This is a genomic window from Kitasatospora sp. NPDC096147 (assembly GCF_044763225.1).
Classification (GTDB): domain Bacteria; phylum Actinomycetota; class Actinomycetes; order Streptomycetales; family Streptomycetaceae; genus Kitasatospora.
The window spans coordinates 407,611-422,349 of sequence record NZ_JBIWFX010000001.1 but is presented as its reverse complement, the minus strand read 5'-3'; the positions used below and the strand labels follow the sequence as shown (position 1 = coordinate 422,349).

The window sequence follows — 14,739 nt, the reverse complement described above, 5'->3', positions numbered from 1 at the left end:
GGGGTCCGTCAACTCCCCTGCGGCGGGGGAGGGGAGCGGGATCGGCGCCGTCAGCGGAGGCGGCTCAGGCCCTCGCGGAGCCGGCGGGCGTCGCGCAGGCGGCGCTCGTAGGTGGCGCCGAGCACCAGCAGGAGCAGACCGGCCGCGGCGAGCGGCACCCAGCGGGGCAGCACGCCCAGCACCTGGGTCAGCAGCGGGGTGAGCTCGTGCACCGCCACGGCGGCCAGCGTGCCGGCCCCGAAGAGCAGGGGTGCGCGCAGCCTCCGGCGGGCGCCGAGCAGGGTGAGGCCGAGGGCCGCCGTGCCGAGCAGCAGCGGGCGCAGCCAGTGCGGCTCGGCCCAGACCGCGACCAGGCTGGGCAGCAGGGCGAGCGAGAGCCCCGCGCCGTAGGCGGCGGTGGAGGAGAGCCCGGGGCTGCGGCGGCGGCGCAGGTGGCCGACGGCCAGGGCAGCTGCCGCGACACCCAGCGTGTACGGCTCGGGCACCGTGACCCCGGAGAGGGCCAACCGCACCCAGGAGGAGAGCACCAGCAGCCCGGCACCGACCGGTGCGGCGGCCCGGCGGCGGTCCGGGCGCAGCGCCACCGCGAGGGCCAGCACCCCGGCGACGGCCAGGGCCAGGCTGAGCGCACCCAGGTGACCGCCCGTCAGGGCGAGGGCCGGCAGGACGGCCGCGTACCCGGTGCCCTCGACGGCGAGCGCCAGCCGGTGGTGCGGGCCGGGCGCCGCGAGCCGGGCGGCCGACGGGACGGTGAGGGCGGTCACCGCGAGCAGCACGAAGGCGAGTTCGTGGGCGGCCAGGCCGCCGATCCGCCCGGCGGCGAGCGCGGTGACGGCGAGGGTGGCCACGGCCAGGGCGCCGAACGGCGGGGCCCAGCGGTGCGGGAGCCGGGCGGCGAGCAGCGCCGCGCAGGCGGTCAGGACCGTGCCGACGACCACGGTGGCCGTGCGGTCGGTGCCGCCCCAGACGGCGGCGGCGGTGGCGGCCGGGAGGAGGGTGAGCAGGTGCGGGGTGGGCTCGGTGGGGCGCTGCCTAGCCAGCACGGCGGTGCCCGCCCCGGTGAGCAGCAGGGCCCAGAACGCGCCTGCGGTGAGCGGGAGTTCGACCAAGGCGGGGAGCAGGCAGAGCAGCGCGGCCCCGGTGCCGAGGGCGGCCGGGCGGAGGGCGCCGGCCTGGGCCCGGCGGCCGGTGGCGGCGCAGCGAGTGGCGGTGACCGCCAGCAGGGTGGTGAGCAGGGCCAGCATGACGGCCGGGGCGGCCGGGAGCGACCAGGTGGCGGGGGTGTGCAGGTCCGCGCCGGATGCCTCGGGCCAGGACCAGGCGATGGCCCAGCGCTCCAGCGGGCCGAAGAAGGCGAGGGAGAGGGCGGGGAGGACGGCGAGGACGGCGAGCAGGACGGTGCCGGTGCCCGCGATCAGCAGACCGGTGGGGGTGGGCGGGGTCTGTGACGTGGGGGCGGATCCGGTGGGCGGGATCGGCGGGATCGGTGCGGTCGAGGCGGTGGGCGTGCTGAGGGCGGTCGGGTCGACGGCCGGTGCGGCGGTGAGCGGGCGGGCAGTGAGGGTGGAGAGGGCGAGGAGGGTCAGCAGGGCGGCGGGGGCGGCGTAGCCGAGCGGGATCCAGGCGGCGGGGAGCAGGAAGCGCAGGCCGACACCGATCGCGGCGAGCGGGGCCAGTCCGGCCAGGACGGCTGCCGCGCAGCGGAGTTCGTGTCCGAGGGTGCGGGGGAGCAGGGAGACGGGGCGTCCGGTGGAGACGGCGAGGCCGAGGGCGGTGAGCAGGGCGAGGGAGGGCCAGGCGAGCCGGGACTCCGTCAGGGTGGTGGCGGCGAGCAGCTGGGTGGCCGTGGCGAGGGTGCCGAGCAGGGTGAAGCCGATGGTGCAGGCGATCAGGGCCCGGGAGGCGGTGGCCGCAGTGCTCCGGGCGGTCTTGGTGGCTGCGGCGGTCCCAGCGGTCCCGGTGGTCCCGGTGACGGCGGGTGCCGCGAGGCGGGTGGCCACCAAGAGGTCCAGCAGGGCGGTCAGCAGGAAGGCGGTCGCGTACCCGCCGAGGTTGGTGTCCGCGGCCAAGGCAGTGAGGGAGAGCGGTAGTTGGAGGAGCATGAGCGCGGTGGCGCGCGGGCCCCGGAGGGAGAGGGCGGCGCCGTAGGCGGCTGCGCCGAGGGCGGTCAGCGCAGTGGCGGCTGCCCAGTACCCGGCGCCCGGGAGACGGTCGAGCCCGGCCAGGCCGACGGTGCGGGCGGCGTGCCAGTCGAGCAGCACCAGGGCCAGGCCGAGGACCGCAGAGGTCTCGGCGGTGGCGGTGAGGCTCCGGCGGCGCAGCGGCAGCGGTGCCAGCAGCGCGCAGAGGGTGACGGCGGCCAGCACCGCAGCCCGCCCGCCGATGCCGAGCCGGCCCCAGCTGACCACGGTGAAGACCAGCGCCGCGATCGCGACCAGCAGCCCACCGAGCACCAGCAGGACGGTCTGGGCGGACGGTCCGGAGACCTCCGTGCCGGGCGCGTGGGCCGGCGTCGGCCAGGCTGCCGGCCGGACGGGGGGAGCGGGTGACCACCCCGCCGGGGCGGGAGCCCAGCCCGGAGCGGCGGGTGGCGGGTCGGGGAGGTCCTGGCGGGCGCGGAGCGCACCGAGCAGCTGGTCGCGGCGCAGCACCAGACCGCGCCGCTGGGCGTCGAGGCCGGTGAGGGTGACGGTCACGTGCCAGAGCTCGGCGGCGTCCGGCCCGAGCAGGGGCAGCCGGCAGGCGGGGCAGCGGGCGGCGCCGGGCGCGGTGGCCAGCGGCGCTCCGCAACCCGGGCAGGGCAGTGAACCGGTCGTCATGAGGGAGATTGTCCGGCCGGGGCAGGTGGCGGGCCATGAGTACGGCTACTCAGAAACGGTGCTCAGCCTGGTGGCCGACTGCTGGTGGTCCTCCCGGAGCGGGGTTCGAGCGACTGCGTGGTGCTGCATGCGGAGCCCTGCCGGCCACCGCACCAGGAGCCGAGGTCCCGGGCGCTGGACGGGCGGTGGTCGGTGCGGTGGCAGGGTCTCCGACCATGGCAGGGCTGATCGGCCGTCACCTAGGCTGCGGATCATGAGTGATCCCGTGATCCGTGCGTACACCGACCCCGGCCGTCCCGACTGGTCGCCCGAGGCGGTGGCCGGCACCCCGCGTCCGGTGCGCGCCTATCTGTGGGAGCCTGCGGCGAGGCCGGTCGGCGGGCCGCCCCCGGTGCTGCTGATGTCCCACGGGACGGGCGGCAGTGCCCGTGATCTGGCCTGGCTGGCGGAGGAGTTGGCGCTGGCCGGGTACCTGGTGGCGGGGGTCGACCACCACGGGAACAACTGGGTGGACGGCTACCTGCCGGAGGGTTTCGCGTTCAGCTGGGAGCGCCCCCGCGATCTGGGCTTCGTGCTGGAGCGGCTGCGGGAGGAGCGGGAACTGGGCGCGGTCGGCGCGGTCGGCTTCTCGCTCGGTGGCTACACCGCCGCCGCGACGGTGGGGGCGCGGATCGCGCCCGAGCACTACCGGGCGGTGGCGGAGCGGCTGGTGCCGATGCCGCCGCTGCCCGAGTACCCGGACCTGTTGGACGCGATCGACGCCCGCTACCGGCCCGAGGAGCGGGAGCCGATCATCCGGGCGTCCGGTGCGGACCGTACCGTGCCCGAGGTGGCGGCGGCCTTCCTGATCTGCCCGGGCATCGGCGGGCTGGTGGACCAGGCGTCCCTGGAGGCGGTGCGGCGGCCGGTGGCGATCCGGTGGGGCGGTGCCGACGACAACTCCCCGGGGCCGGGCAACGCCCTGTACTACGCCGAGCACATCCCCGGTGCCGAGGTCGCGTGCGCGGGTGAGGAGGTCGGCCACTACCTGTTCGTCGACGGCTCCGCGTCGGGCGAGCCGGTCCGCCGTCAAGTGGCCCGGGACGCCGTGGAGTTCTTCGGTCGCACCCTCTCCGGGCCTGCTGTCGCGGCCGGCCGAGGGTAGTGCCCCCCGACGGTACCGCCAGTGCCCCCCCTTTGTCCGTGACATGGCCATTCTGGTCGCTCCGCCCCGCTGGTGGCGAAGGATTCGCGCACCGGAGGGGAACGCCAACGGAGGGGAACGGGACGGATGTTCGGTACGGGCTCGGCGCAGACGGGGTGGGAGCCCCGGCAGGGGGAGGTGGTCGTCCTGCGGCGCTCGGGGGCACGGGTGCGGGTGATGGACGTGGTCGGCGCGACGGTCTTCGTCCGTCCGCTGCGGGGTGGGCGGGAGACCGAGGTGCGGGTGAGCGACCTGCTGCCGCCGGACCGGGCTCCCGGTGGGTTCGAGGAGTGGCAGGCGGGGCGGGGGTGACCGGCGGGCGCGGGGCGGGGCGGCCTGCCGCAGCGGGGGCTGCGGCAGGTGGGTCGGGCGGTCGCCCGCCGGGTCAGGCGGTCCAGGAGTGGGCCACGTCGATCACCAGGCGGTTGTCCAACTGCTGCACCTTGAAGGGGAGTCGGGCCCGGACGCCGACCCCGATCTGACTGCGGCCCTCGAAGCTGGAGGCGAACTTGGCCTCGACGAAGGTGCGGTAGCCGGCGAGATCGACACCGGGGAGCGGCTGCCCGGCCCGGCCGGGGTAGGTGGGGCTGCCGGTGTTCGGGTCGTAGGAGGGCGCGTCGGCGTAGATCTCCAGGATGGCGCCGCCCCGGATCGGGATGACGTCGCCGGAGGCGTCCTGGTGGAGGGCGCTGACGTACTGGACGCGGTAGCCGGCCGGATCGGCGGCCGAGGTGCCGGGGATGTCGATGACCAGCCGGTCGAAACAGGGGTGGGCACCGGCCCGGATGTCGGTGAGGGGCTGGGAGTAGTCGACGGCCGGGACGGTCTTCGGCAGGCTGCCCCAGCCGGTCGGGCAGGCGGTGGTGGCGACGGAACCTGCGGTGGCGGGCGCGGCGGAGGCCACGCCGGTGCCCAGCAGGACGGCCACGACGGGTATCACGATCAGGCGCTTCACGGATGACTCCTGGGTGTGCGTCGGGTATGCCACAGGTGAAGACGTGGCCCGGCCGCCGGAGGTTGCGGGCCGGTGGTGGCGACGCTGACCCGGCCCGGGGTACGGCCGCCCCCGCCGTCGCCGTTCGTGATCGCCGACGGCGGTCGCGGCCCGGCTGACGTACCGTCACTCCGCCGGGGCCCGCAGCAGTTCCGCAGCTCAGCCGACCCGGATGGTGCGGTCACGGAGCAGGGGTGGAGCGGGCCCTGCCGATGTGGACGCCGATTGACTCCGTCACCGGGGGCTTCATAGACTCGAACACGGGTGGACTCCGTCAGATACCGGTTCGTGGTCGTGTCAACGGCCGTGTCCGGTCCCGGAGGACCGCCGGAGCAGGTGCTGCGGGGCCTCTCTGCAGCACGGTGACACAGGGTCACCTGCCACGCCCGGGGCGTGGCGGACCGGGGGAACGGAAGCGGGGATGGCAGTGGAGCAGGTGACGGCCGGCCGCGGTGCCACGCGCCTGCGTCTGGTGGCCAGGCTCGACGTGGACCTGCAGCGCCGCGCCAGCTCGCTCTGTCGCTGAGCGAGGCCGACCCGGCGCGCCGGCAGCAGCACCGCCGGCGACGGCCGTGGCAGCGGCAGACCCGCGCTGCGGACCGGTGGAGGCCATGCCCTCCCCGAGGTTCCCGCACCTCTCCTCGCACCCCCGCTCTCCCCAGAACCCCGCGCGCGGGGCCGGCACTCCGCCTGCCGCCCCGGTGCGCCGCCTGCTCCAGGAGTACCGATGGCCACGCACCTCTCCCTGCCGCCTGCCCTGCCGGCCGCGCCCCTCGACCCGCCCAGAGCCCGGCCGATCGGGCGCGAGACCGAGTACGGCCGCTTGGTCGAGGGCCTGGAGCGCTGCACGGCCGGGGTCGGCACAGTGGTGGCCCTGCACGGCTCGGTGGGCAGCGGCCGGACCGAACTGCTCTACTCCTTCACCGACCTGGCGACCCGTCAGGGTGCGCAGGTCCTGCTGGGCACCGGCTCGCCGCTGGAGCGGGAGTTCCCGCTCGGCCTGGCCCGGCAGCTCTTCCAGAGCGCCGATCTGGACCAGGCGGAGGCGGAGAGCGCCGAACTGCTGCTGGCCCAGGGCGTCCGGGAGAGCTCCGGCCCGGCTGCGGCCGACGGCGGGCCGGGCCAGCTCACCCAGCGCACCCTGGAGGGGCTGTTCGGCCTGGTCCGGCGGCTGGCCGACCGGGGCCCGGTGCTGGTCGCGGTCGACGACCGGCAGGACGCGGACCCGCAGTCGCTGGAGTTCCTGCTCTACCTGGTGCGCCGCACCCGGAACGCCCGGGTGCTCACCGTGCTCGGCTCGCGGGAGACCATGACCCCGCCGAACCCCTTCTTCGAGGTGGAGCTGGCCCGTCAGCCGCACCACCGGCAGGTCCGGCTGGAGCTGCTGCCCGTCGCCGTGGTCGCCGAGCTGTTCCGCGAGCGGCTGGGCAGCGGCGCCGCCGACCGGTTGGCGGCCGAGGCGCACGCCCTGACGGGCGGGAACCCGCTGCTGGTGCACGCCCTGATGGACGATCAGGAGCGGGGCGGTGCGGCGGCGGGCGGTGCGGGCGGTGCGGGCGGTGGGTTGGTGGTCGGGGAGGGCTACCGGCGCGGCCTGATGCACTGCCTGCACCGGATCGACCCGCTGGCGCTGCGCTGCGCACGCGGCGTCGCGGTCCTCGGAGCCGGCGCGGGGCCTGAGCTGCTGGCCGAACTCCTGCTGCTGGTACCGGACTCCGTCACCCGGGCGCTCTACCTGCTGAACGCGGCCGGGCTGTTCCGGGGCGACGGCTTCCGGCACCCGACGGCCGGCGGCGACCTGCTGGCCGCCGTCCGCCCGACCGAGCTGGCCGCGCTGCACCGTCGGGCGGGGGAGCTGCTGCGGCGACGCGGGGCGGCGGCGGAGACGGTGGCCGAGCAGTTCCGGGTCGCCGAGGGGCACTTGCGCAGCCCGTGGGCCGTGCCCGTGGGCGGAGAGGTGCCCGTGCCCGCGGCCGCGCCCGCGCCCGCCGCCGCGCCCGCTGCCGGGACCGTGCCTGCGCCGGTGGCCGGGGTGGCGTTCGCCGACTGGCCGGGCGCCACCGCCGGGCCGGTTGCGGAGCCGGAGGCAGGAGGGGCAACGAGCGCGCGGGCGACCGCCGTTCCCGCCGCTCCCGCAGCTCCTGCGGCCTCGGCCGGAGGGTCGGCGGCGGCGGGCACCGTGACCGCTCCGACCTTCGACCTGGCCGCCGCCCTCGCCCCGGACCTGGCTGCGCTGGTGACCCCGCCGCTCTCCGCCCTGGCGTTGGAGTCCGCGGCGTCCGTTCCGTTCACGCAGTCCGTCGCGTCCGTCGCGTCTGTCGAGTCTGCCTCGTCGCCGGTGCTCCCGGCGGATGTGGCCCTCCTGGTGGCTTCGGCCGGGCCGGACGGTGCGGAGCTGCCCGAGCCCCCGAGTGGCGTGGACCGGATCGAGTGCGTGCCCTCGCTGCCGGGCACGGTGACCGACCGGGCGTCCACCGTGCGGCACGAGCTGCGCTCGATCCGCTACCTGTACTGGCAGGGGAGGGTGACGGAGGGTCAGCAGGAGCTGGCCCGGTTCGAGCGGAGCTGCGCCGATCCGGACGGTGCGGCCCGGCTGCGCTCCTGGCTGGCGTACTGGTACCCGGGCCTGCGGGACGGCGGAGCCGGCGGGCCGGACCGGACCGCCTACCGGGCCGACGGTCTGCGACTGCTGGAGGCGCTGCTGGCGGGCGTGGTCGAGCCGGCCGAGGCCGTGCTCCGGGCGGAGGCGGTGCTGCGGGCCGGCGGGCTGGGCGGTGTGCCGATGGATTCGCTGACCTCCGCGCTCACCGTGCTGCTCTACACCGACCGGGCGGACCGGGCGGCCCGTTGGTGCGGTCCGGTGGCCGAGCGCTCGGGTGCTCGGGGCAATCCGACCTGGCAGGCGCTGTTCTCCGCGCTGCGGGCCGAGACCGCGCTGCGCCTCGGCGACCTGCGGACCGCCGACGAGCAGGCCCGGGCGGCCTTCGCCCAGGTCCGGCCGGAGGCGTGGGGCGTGGCGGTCGGCCTGCCGCTCTCCACCCTGGCCGCCGCCCGGACGGCCCGGGGCCGGCACCAGGATGCCGAGTACTACCTCGGCCTGGCCGCTCCGGCCGGGATGGAGCTGACCCCGGCGGGGCTGCACCTGCGGCAGGCTCGGGCCGGGCACCTGCTGGCCACCGGCCGGCCCGAGGAGGCGCTCACGGAGTACCGGGGCTGCGGCGAGCTGATGGCCCGGTGGGGCCTGGACCACCTGCCGGCCCTGGCCCCGTGGCGGATCGGTGCGGCCCGGGCACAGCTGGCGCTGGGTCGCCCGCACGCCGCGGCCCACCTGGCGGACCAGCAGTTGGCCCGGCTCGGCCAGGCCGGACACGCCCGTGTCCGGGGTCTCGCGCTGCTCACCCGGGCTGCCGCCGGGGAGCGGGCCGAGCGCACCCCGCTGTTGGAGCGGGCGGTGGACCTGCTGGAGGAGGCCGGATCGGAGCACGAACTCGCTCAGGCACTGGCCGAGTTGAGCCAGGCGCACGGGATGGCGGGTGACCCGGGCCGGGCCCGTGAGACGGACCGCCGGCTGCGGGGCGCCCCGACCCTCTCCGTGGTGCACGACCCGGTCGCGGCGGTCGCGGTGGAGGGTCTGTCGGAGGCGGAGCGCCGGGTGGCCGAGCTGGCTGCCCGGGGGATGTCCAACCGCGAGGTGGCCCGGCGGCTCTACGTCACGGTCAGTACCGTGGAGCAGCACCTGACCCGGGTCTACCGCAAGCTCGGCGTCCGCCGCCGGGCCGACCTGGCCGAGGTGGTCCCGCTCGGCGGGGCGGCCGAGCTCTCCGAGGCGGGGGCTCGCCCGGCCTGACGCCGCCTCACCGGCTCCCGCACGCCCCGTCCCCGCCCCCGTCCCCGCCCCCGGACCCGTATGTCCGGGGGCGGGGACGTGCGGGGCTCAGGAGATCCGCTGGAGCTGCCAGGCGTTCTTGCCCGTGCTCGGGTTGGGGCCCGACTGGCAGTTGCTGTCGTAGTACTCGCTGCGAGGGGTCCAGCCGGACGGCGGCAGCGTGTTGGCGCAGGCGCTGACGTAGGTGCCGATCGGGTAGCCGGCCAGTTGGAGCATGCGGCCGGCGTTGCGGGTGAAGCCGGGGTTCACGTTGTACTGGCAGGAGGAGCTGTAGAAGATGGCGGTCTCCACCCAACCGGCCGGCGGGATGCTCGAGTGGCAGAAGTCGACCGTCGTCCCGGCGCCGTAGCCGGCCACCTCGGTGACCTGCTTGCGGTTGGGAGCGGAACCCGAGCCGCAGCTCGAACTGGTACCCCAACTGACGTCCACGTAGCCGCTCGGGGTGTACTGCGAGGCGCAGAGCGTGAGGCTGTCACCGGGCGTCGCCCGGGCCGGCGTCACCGTCAGGGCGAGGACGGCCGTGGCGGCGCCGAGCACCGCGACGAGGCCGGGTCGGACGGGCCGGACCGGCAGGGAGGCCGGGGCGGCGGCACGGGTGCGATCGGGGCGGGGCATCGGCGGCTCCTGGTCGCGGGCGGGTGGCGCGGACGGTGTCGGCGCCACCCCATTCCTACGGTGGCGCAGCGGGCCTGCGACAGTAGGTTTTGAGACCCCTTTGCTCCTCAACTCCCTTGTAGAATGGGCTAGATGGCTGACCCTTCGCGATTCGGTCAGAAGATCCGGTGGCCCTTCACCCAGACCGATCGGGCGCCGTCGTGGCGTACCAGGCGGAACTTCTTGATGCCGGTGTAGGCCCACTCGACCCGGAAGAAGGTCAGCCCGGCGATGAAGCCGAAGACGGCGGCGAGCAGCACCAGGCCGAACCCGTCGGTGGCGTTCGGGTCGTCCTCCTCCACCGGCCGCCCGCCCAGGTCGATCACCATCGGGACGGTCACCACCAGGGTGAGCAGCAGTAGCACCCCCAGGATCAGGTAGATCCACCGCTTCTGCTTGGCAGCGGTGCTGTTCTCGACCGTGGCGCAGAACGAGCGCCGGCAGCGACTGCAGGTGAACTCCTCGACCGAGCGGCCCCGTTCGGGTCGCCGCCGGTCGTCGCCGGAGATCTCGGAGATGCTCCAGTTGACCTTGGTCGCGGTGATCCCGGGCTGGACGCTCACCCGGCAGCCCAGCTTGATCCGGTACTTCTCCTCGATGGACACCATGGGTACCCCCTCATGCCCCGCACCCGCCGCACGGGGGAGCCAGGGTATCGCCGGACGAGTTGCTGCGGGGGCGAATGCTGACCAAGTCGCCCTTCCCGCAAGCGAGTCGGGAGACCGGGCGTGGTAAGGAAATCCATGGCGGACGGTCGGGGCGACGTGGTCGACTGGTCGGCATGGGAAGCTCCTACGTGCAGCACCGCGGCATCGGCTACTGGGTGGTCGACCACTACCTCGAACTCTGGCTCTGCCTGGTGACGGAGGAGGCACGGAGCCTCGCCGACTCGCCCGAGTGGCTGTCGCAGGCCGGCGAGTACTGGGAGTTCCAGGCCACCACCGGCTTCGGCGGGCACGTCACGGCCGCCCTGGACCGGCACGTCGGGACGGACCCGGAGCGGATCGCGGTGGTGCTCGACCTGGCTGCGCGGGTGCTCGACCGCCTCCGGGCGTGGGGCGAGGCGGTGCCCCGCGAGATCGCCAACTCGTACGGCACGGGCGGCTGTCCGCCGGCCTTCGACCGTGACGTGCCCACCGAGCGGGTGCTGGCCTGCGGCGAACACTTCGTCCGCCTGCTCCGGGCCGAGCTCCCGGCGGGCGTGCAGCACGGGCCGGTCTGAGGCCGGTGCCCTTCCCGGGGCCGATGCCGCCGCACTGACGTCGTGTCATGGAGACGGCTCGGCTCGGCCCTCGCCAGGAGCAGCCGGCCTCGATCCGTGCAGCCGGCGCCGCCGTCACCCCCGTATGCGAGGCCCGTACACGGGGCGATGGGCTCCTGGCCTCGGTGTCCTCGTCACGGGCCGATGCCACGCACCGTCGAACCCCGTCACCATCACCTTTCCCCGCCTGCCCCTCCGCCGGTTCCGGGCGTCCGGTAGCCGCCAGGCGATCACGTACCAGGTCCTGCTGCCGGTGAGCCGAGGTCGGTTCGGGCGGGTGCGCCGGACCGTCGGAACCCATCCGGGCCGTGGGCGGCGCCGAATCCCGGTCGGAGGAGACGCATCCCCGCGCCGCCCCGAACGGAGGCGGTCCCCATGGTCACACTGGTCCTGATCGGCCTGCTCGGCGGCCTGATCACGGCGGTCTCGCCGTGCATCCTGCCGGTCCTGCCGGTGGTGTTCCTCGCGGGCGGCCCGAGCGGCGATCCGTCGGCCGTCCGGCCCGGCCCGAAGCCGACTGCGCCGACCGGGGCCGGGCCGGACGGCGGGGCGCTGCTGACGGCCACCCCCGAAGCGGTGCCCGCACCCCGCCGCAACCGCCGTCCGTACGCCGTCGTCGCCGGGCTGGTGCTGAGCTTCAGCTTCTTCACCCTGCTCGGCGTCACGATCATCTCGGCCCTGGGCCTGCCGCAGGACATCCTGCGCTACGTCGGCCTGTCGCTGCTGGTCCTGATCGGCCTCGGCCTGATCTTCCCGCCGATCGAGCGGCTGCTGGAGCGGCCCTTCTCCCGGATCCCGCAGCGCCGGGTGAACAAGGACGGCAGCGCCTTCGTCCTCGGCCTGGGCCTCGGGCTGCTCTACGTGCCCTGTGCCGGTCCGGTGCTCGCCGCGATCACCGTCGCCGGAGCGCGCGGGGAGATCAACGCCGGGATCGTCGCCCTGACCCTGGCCTTCGCCGTCGGCACCGCGATCCCGCTCCTGGTCTTCGCCCTCGCGGGCCGCCGGGTGTCCGAGCGGGTGGCCGCCTTCCGCACCCGTGCCCGCAAGCTCCGGATCGCCGCCGGGTGCCTGATGATCGTGCTGGCCTTCGCCCTCGCCTTCGACGCCACCACCGCCCTGCAGCGGGCCCTGCCCGACTACACGTCCTCCGTGCAGAAGCGGGTCGAGGACAACGACACCGCCCGCCAGAAGCTCTCCGGTCTCTTCGACGACTCCAACAAGGACCTCGCCCGCTGCGAGGACGGTGTCGACGAGCTCCGCTCCTGCGGCACCGCCCCGCCCATCGCCGGCATCACCAAGTGGCTCAACACCCCCGGCGGGGCACCCGTCGACCTGGCCGCCCTGCACGGGAAGGTGGTCCTGATCGACTTCTGGACCTACTCCTGCATCAACTGCCAGCGCAGCCTGCCCCACATCGAGGCCTGGGACCGTGCCTACCGCGACAAGGGCCTGACGGTCATCGGCGTCCACTCACCCGAGTTCGCCTTCGAGAAGGACGCGGGCAACGTCGCCGACCAGGCCCGCAAGCTCGGCGTCACCTACCCCGTCGCCCTCGACAACCAGCTCGACACCTGGGACAACTACCGCAACCGCTTCTGGCCCGCCAAGTACCTCATCGACGCCCAGGGCACCGTCCGCTACTTCACCTTCGGCGAAGGCCGCTACGCCCAGACCGAGAACCTCATCCGCGACCTGCTCCGGCAGGCCGACCCCACCGTCCAACTCCCGCCCGCCACCGGGCAGGAGAACGACGAGCTGGCGGCCGACCGCACTCCGGAGACCTACCTCAGCACCACCGGCATCCGCAGCTACACCGGCACCCCCGCCCTGGTCCAGGACCAGCCGGCCGTCTACGCCTTCCCCGCGGACGGCATCCCGCCCGGCCGGCTCTCCCTCGCCGGCACCTGGACCACCGGCTACGAGCAGTTCACGGCCGGACCCGACGCCCGGCTCGGCTTCACCTACCGGGCCAAGAACGCCAATCTCGTCCTGGCCGGCGAAGGCACCGTCACCGTGCTGGTCGACGGCAAGCAGACCAAGACCCTCCAGGTCCACGGCACCCCCACCCTCTACCGCCTAACCGACGACGGGACGGCCCGTCAGGCGCAGCTCGAACTCCGGCTGACCCCGGGCCTCCAGGCCTTCGCGTTCACCTTCGGCTAGATGATCGGTTCCGAGGGGTGGCGGAGCGGCTCGAGCGGAGCGGTGAGTGTCACCGCTCCGCTGAGGGAAGGACGGGCAAGCAGGATCGGCCTGTGTCCAGGCCCTCATGACACAGTGAGCACCAGTCGAAGAGGGCGGCGGTGAGTCCGGGGACTGCGGCTCGCAGGGTGGAGGCGGCTCGGTCAAGAGCATCGCCGTCCGGTGCGAAGCAGCGCACGATCCAGGTGTCACAGTCCGTCTGCGGTGTCCACCAGCGGTAGAGCTCCAGGTGGAAGGCCAACCTGCCGTCGAACCACCACTTGTCGGCGGGGCCGGTTGCTTCGTCCGTGCGGGGTGGCAGATGTTCCTCGGCGACGGAAGGGTTCGCTCCGAGGCCAGTGGTGGTCTGCAGGACGAGGTGCGGCCACCGGTGCACGCTCGCCAACAGCGCGTCGGCCTCCAGACGCTGACCGACGCTGCTGTTTATCACCCTGTGCGCCAACCCCGGTACCGGAATCGCGGTGCGGCCGTCGGCAAGTACGTCCACCCGGCAGGTCCCGGGGCCGTCGAGGATTCCGGGAAAGGCCCAGCCATGAGACGTCCAGTGGGCTGTCGGGTCCCCGTCGAGGCCGTACTCGTTGGCGTTGCCGCCTCGCGGCGAATAGGACAGGCCGCCGTACCGTTCCTCGAACCGGATCATCGCGTCCACGATCTCGGGTTCCGCGGGATGCTCGAACCCGGCGTCGTCGACAGCTGTCGCGTACTGCCTGATCCGATCGGCAGATGTGGGTGCATGTCGCCGCGCACGAGGCTCAAGGAAGCTGCGGAGCCGGGGCGACACGGTGGGGTCATCAAGAATGTGTATGCCGTACAGGGTACTCATGGCCGAAAAGGTCGGCCGGGGAATCGGTGCGCGAATGAGGCGAGGAAGTCCAACGTCGGCGTGTGAAGGCCAAGTTGGCATCCCCGGCGGCCGGCCGCACTGTACGTCAAGGACCGCACCGGGCAACCGGTCATGCGTGCGCTGACCGCCTACGACCGACGGTCGCCGGTGCAGGTCGGGCGGTGCGGTGATCCGGCGGCACCGGGCGGGCTCCGGCGAAAACCGGGGGCCGCGCCGGTGGACTCGCTGGTAGCGTCGGGATCTTCACCGAGCCGCCGGTCGGAGTACTCGGGCGGGATTCCGATGCCGGATGACCTCATCCCTTCCCTCGCGGCCAGGTCGGAGGGCAACTGGGACGACTTCCCCGCTATGTACCGCCGGATGACGCCCCGGATCGTCCGGCAGCTGGTCACCGGCCGGCTCCACGTCGCGCACGGGCTGATCGCCTCCCGGCTGCTCGCCGCAGGCTGGCAGGACTGGCCCGCCCCCGAGCGGGAGGCGCTGGAGGAGGTCTGGCACGCATGGTGGTGCTCCACGCTGCACGAGTACCCCGCCCCCGATCACGCCACGCAGGTGTTGGAGTCGTCGCCGTCAGCACCGGCGTCCTCGCACCGTGGCTGACGGTCTGGGCCGGCACCCGGACGGAGGCGGCGGACCGACACCTGGCCGACGCCGTCGACGACTGGACCTTCGAGTCGGAGCTCACCGACCTGCGACTGGGCTTCTACGACGAGCTGGAGGCCAGTGCCGAACTGCTGCCCTGGCTGCTGTCGCTGGGCGCCGCCCGGATCGGGGTGACCCGGTTCCCGGAGGTGGAGCGGATCGCACGCACCCTGCCCGCTTCCCGGGCCGAGCGCCAGGGACGGAAGGGACGGTAGGGCACACCTGCCCCCGGCCCGAGGACGGGCGGCCCAGGT

General features: G+C 74.6%; 12 protein-coding genes. 7 read left to right on the top strand and 5 right to left on the bottom strand.

All coding sequences use genetic code 11. The features are described 5' to 3' along the window. Positions 1 to 50: 50 nt before the first annotated feature. On the bottom strand, positions 51 to 2,819 hold the full coding sequence (locus tag ACIRBX_RS01505) for an SCO7613 C-terminal domain-containing membrane protein (protein ID WP_402293062.1): 2,769 nt from the start codon (positions 2,817 to 2,819) through the stop codon (positions 51 to 53). Between the two features lie 253 nt (positions 2,820 to 3,072). Here ACIRBX_RS01505 and ACIRBX_RS01500 point away from each other — a divergent pair, with 253 nt between their 5' ends. Continuing rightward, positions 3,073 to 3,963 (top strand): alpha/beta hydrolase family protein, encoded by an 891-nt coding sequence (locus ACIRBX_RS01500; protein ID WP_402293061.1) that lies wholly within the window; start codon positions 3,073 to 3,075, stop codon positions 3,961 to 3,963. 126 nt (positions 3,964 to 4,089) lie between these two features. Further along, positions 4,090 to 4,314, top strand: a complete 225-nt coding sequence (locus tag ACIRBX_RS01495) for a hypothetical protein (RefSeq protein WP_402293060.1) — start codon at positions 4,090 to 4,092, stop codon at positions 4,312 to 4,314. A 73-nt stretch (positions 4,315 to 4,387) separates the two neighbouring features. Here the strand turns inward: ACIRBX_RS01495 and ACIRBX_RS01490 are convergent, their stop codons facing one another. Beyond that, on the bottom strand, positions 4,388 to 4,957 hold the full coding sequence (locus ACIRBX_RS01490) for a hypothetical protein (protein WP_402293058.1): 570 nt from the start codon (positions 4,955 to 4,957) through the stop codon (positions 4,388 to 4,390). A 766-nt stretch (positions 4,958 to 5,723) separates the two neighbouring features. Here ACIRBX_RS01490 and ACIRBX_RS01485 point away from each other — a divergent pair. After that, positions 5,724 to 8,843 carry an AAA family ATPase gene (locus tag ACIRBX_RS01485; RefSeq protein ID WP_402293057.1) on the top strand — a complete coding sequence of 1,040 codons (3,120 nt, stop codon included), beginning with the start codon at positions 5,724 to 5,726 and terminating at the stop codon, positions 8,841 to 8,843. Positions 8,844 to 8,930: 87 nt separating this feature from the next. Here the strand turns inward: ACIRBX_RS01485 and ACIRBX_RS01480 are convergent, their stop codons facing one another. Further along, positions 8,931 to 9,497 (bottom strand): hypothetical protein, encoded by a 567-nt coding sequence (locus tag ACIRBX_RS01480; protein WP_402293056.1) that lies wholly within the window; start codon positions 9,495 to 9,497, stop codon positions 8,931 to 8,933. Positions 9,498 to 9,652: 155 nt separating this feature from the next. Then, positions 9,653 to 10,144: a hypothetical protein gene (locus ACIRBX_RS01475; RefSeq protein WP_402293055.1), complete on the bottom strand. Its 492-nt coding sequence runs from the start codon at positions 10,142 to 10,144 to the stop codon at positions 9,653 to 9,655. Between the two features lie 173 nt (positions 10,145 to 10,317). Between ACIRBX_RS01475 and ACIRBX_RS01470 the strand changes: the two genes are divergently transcribed. Next, on the top strand, positions 10,318 to 10,758 hold the full coding sequence (locus tag ACIRBX_RS01470; protein WP_402293053.1) for a hypothetical protein: 441 nt from the start codon (positions 10,318 to 10,320) through the stop codon (positions 10,756 to 10,758). 414 nt (positions 10,759 to 11,172) lie between these two features. Next, positions 11,173 to 12,960 (top strand): cytochrome c biogenesis protein DipZ, encoded by a 1,788-nt coding sequence (locus ACIRBX_RS01465; RefSeq protein ID WP_402293052.1) that lies wholly within the window; start codon positions 11,173 to 11,175, stop codon positions 12,958 to 12,960. A gap of 49 nt (positions 12,961 to 13,009) precedes the next feature. Here ACIRBX_RS01465 and ACIRBX_RS01460 read toward each other — a convergent pair whose 3' ends face one another. Beyond that, a complete protein-coding gene (locus tag ACIRBX_RS01460; RefSeq protein WP_402293051.1) occupies positions 13,010 to 13,822 on the bottom strand; it encodes a hypothetical protein in 813 nt (270 codons plus the stop codon). Between the two features lie 381 nt (positions 13,823 to 14,203). On the opposite strand from ACIRBX_RS01460, the gene ACIRBX_RS01455 reads away from it, so the two are divergent. Then, complete coding sequence (locus ACIRBX_RS01455) at positions 14,204 to 14,443, top strand: hypothetical protein (RefSeq protein ID WP_402293050.1); 240 nt, start codon at positions 14,204 to 14,206, stop codon at positions 14,441 to 14,443. Beyond that, the gene (locus ACIRBX_RS01450; RefSeq protein ID WP_402293048.1) at positions 14,344 to 14,700 is read left to right on the top strand and encodes a hypothetical protein; all 357 of its coding nucleotides are present in this window, start codon (positions 14,344 to 14,346) and stop codon (positions 14,698 to 14,700) included. The genes ACIRBX_RS01455 and ACIRBX_RS01450 overlap by 100 nt, the downstream gene beginning before the upstream one ends. Positions 14,701 to 14,739: the final 39 nt, after the last annotated feature.

Bases quoted from the DNA above. Each gene is read 5' to 3' on its own strand.
- ACIRBX_RS01505 (WP_402293062.1), bottom strand. From the start codon at position 2,819: ATGACGACCGGTTCACTGCCCTGCCCGGGTTGCGGAGCGCCGCTGGCC.
- ACIRBX_RS01500 (WP_402293061.1), top strand. From the start codon at position 3,073: ATGAGTGATCCCGTGATCCGTGCGTACACCGACCCCGGCCGTCCCGAC.
- ACIRBX_RS01495 (WP_402293060.1), top strand. From the start codon at position 4,090: ATGTTCGGTACGGGCTCGGCGCAGACGGGGTGGGAGCCCCGGCAGGGG.
- ACIRBX_RS01485 (WP_402293057.1), top strand. From the start codon at position 5,724: ATGGCCACGCACCTCTCCCTGCCGCCTGCCCTGCCGGCCGCGCCCCTC.
- ACIRBX_RS01480 (WP_402293056.1), bottom strand. From the start codon at position 9,497: ATGCCCCGCCCCGATCGCACCCGTGCCGCCGCCCCGGCCTCCCTGCCG.
- ACIRBX_RS01475 (WP_402293055.1), bottom strand. From the start codon at position 10,144: ATGGTGTCCATCGAGGAGAAGTACCGGATCAAGCTGGGCTGCCGGGTG.
- ACIRBX_RS01470 (WP_402293053.1), top strand. From the start codon at position 10,318: ATGGGAAGCTCCTACGTGCAGCACCGCGGCATCGGCTACTGGGTGGTC.
- ACIRBX_RS01465 (WP_402293052.1), top strand. From the start codon at position 11,173: ATGGTCACACTGGTCCTGATCGGCCTGCTCGGCGGCCTGATCACGGCG.
- ACIRBX_RS01460 (WP_402293051.1), bottom strand. From the start codon at position 13,822: ATGAGTACCCTGTACGGCATACACATTCTTGATGACCCCACCGTGTCG.
- ACIRBX_RS01455 (WP_402293050.1), top strand. From the start codon at position 14,204: ATGACGCCCCGGATCGTCCGGCAGCTGGTCACCGGCCGGCTCCACGTC.
- ACIRBX_RS01450 (WP_402293048.1), top strand. From the start codon at position 14,344: ATGGTGGTGCTCCACGCTGCACGAGTACCCCGCCCCCGATCACGCCAC.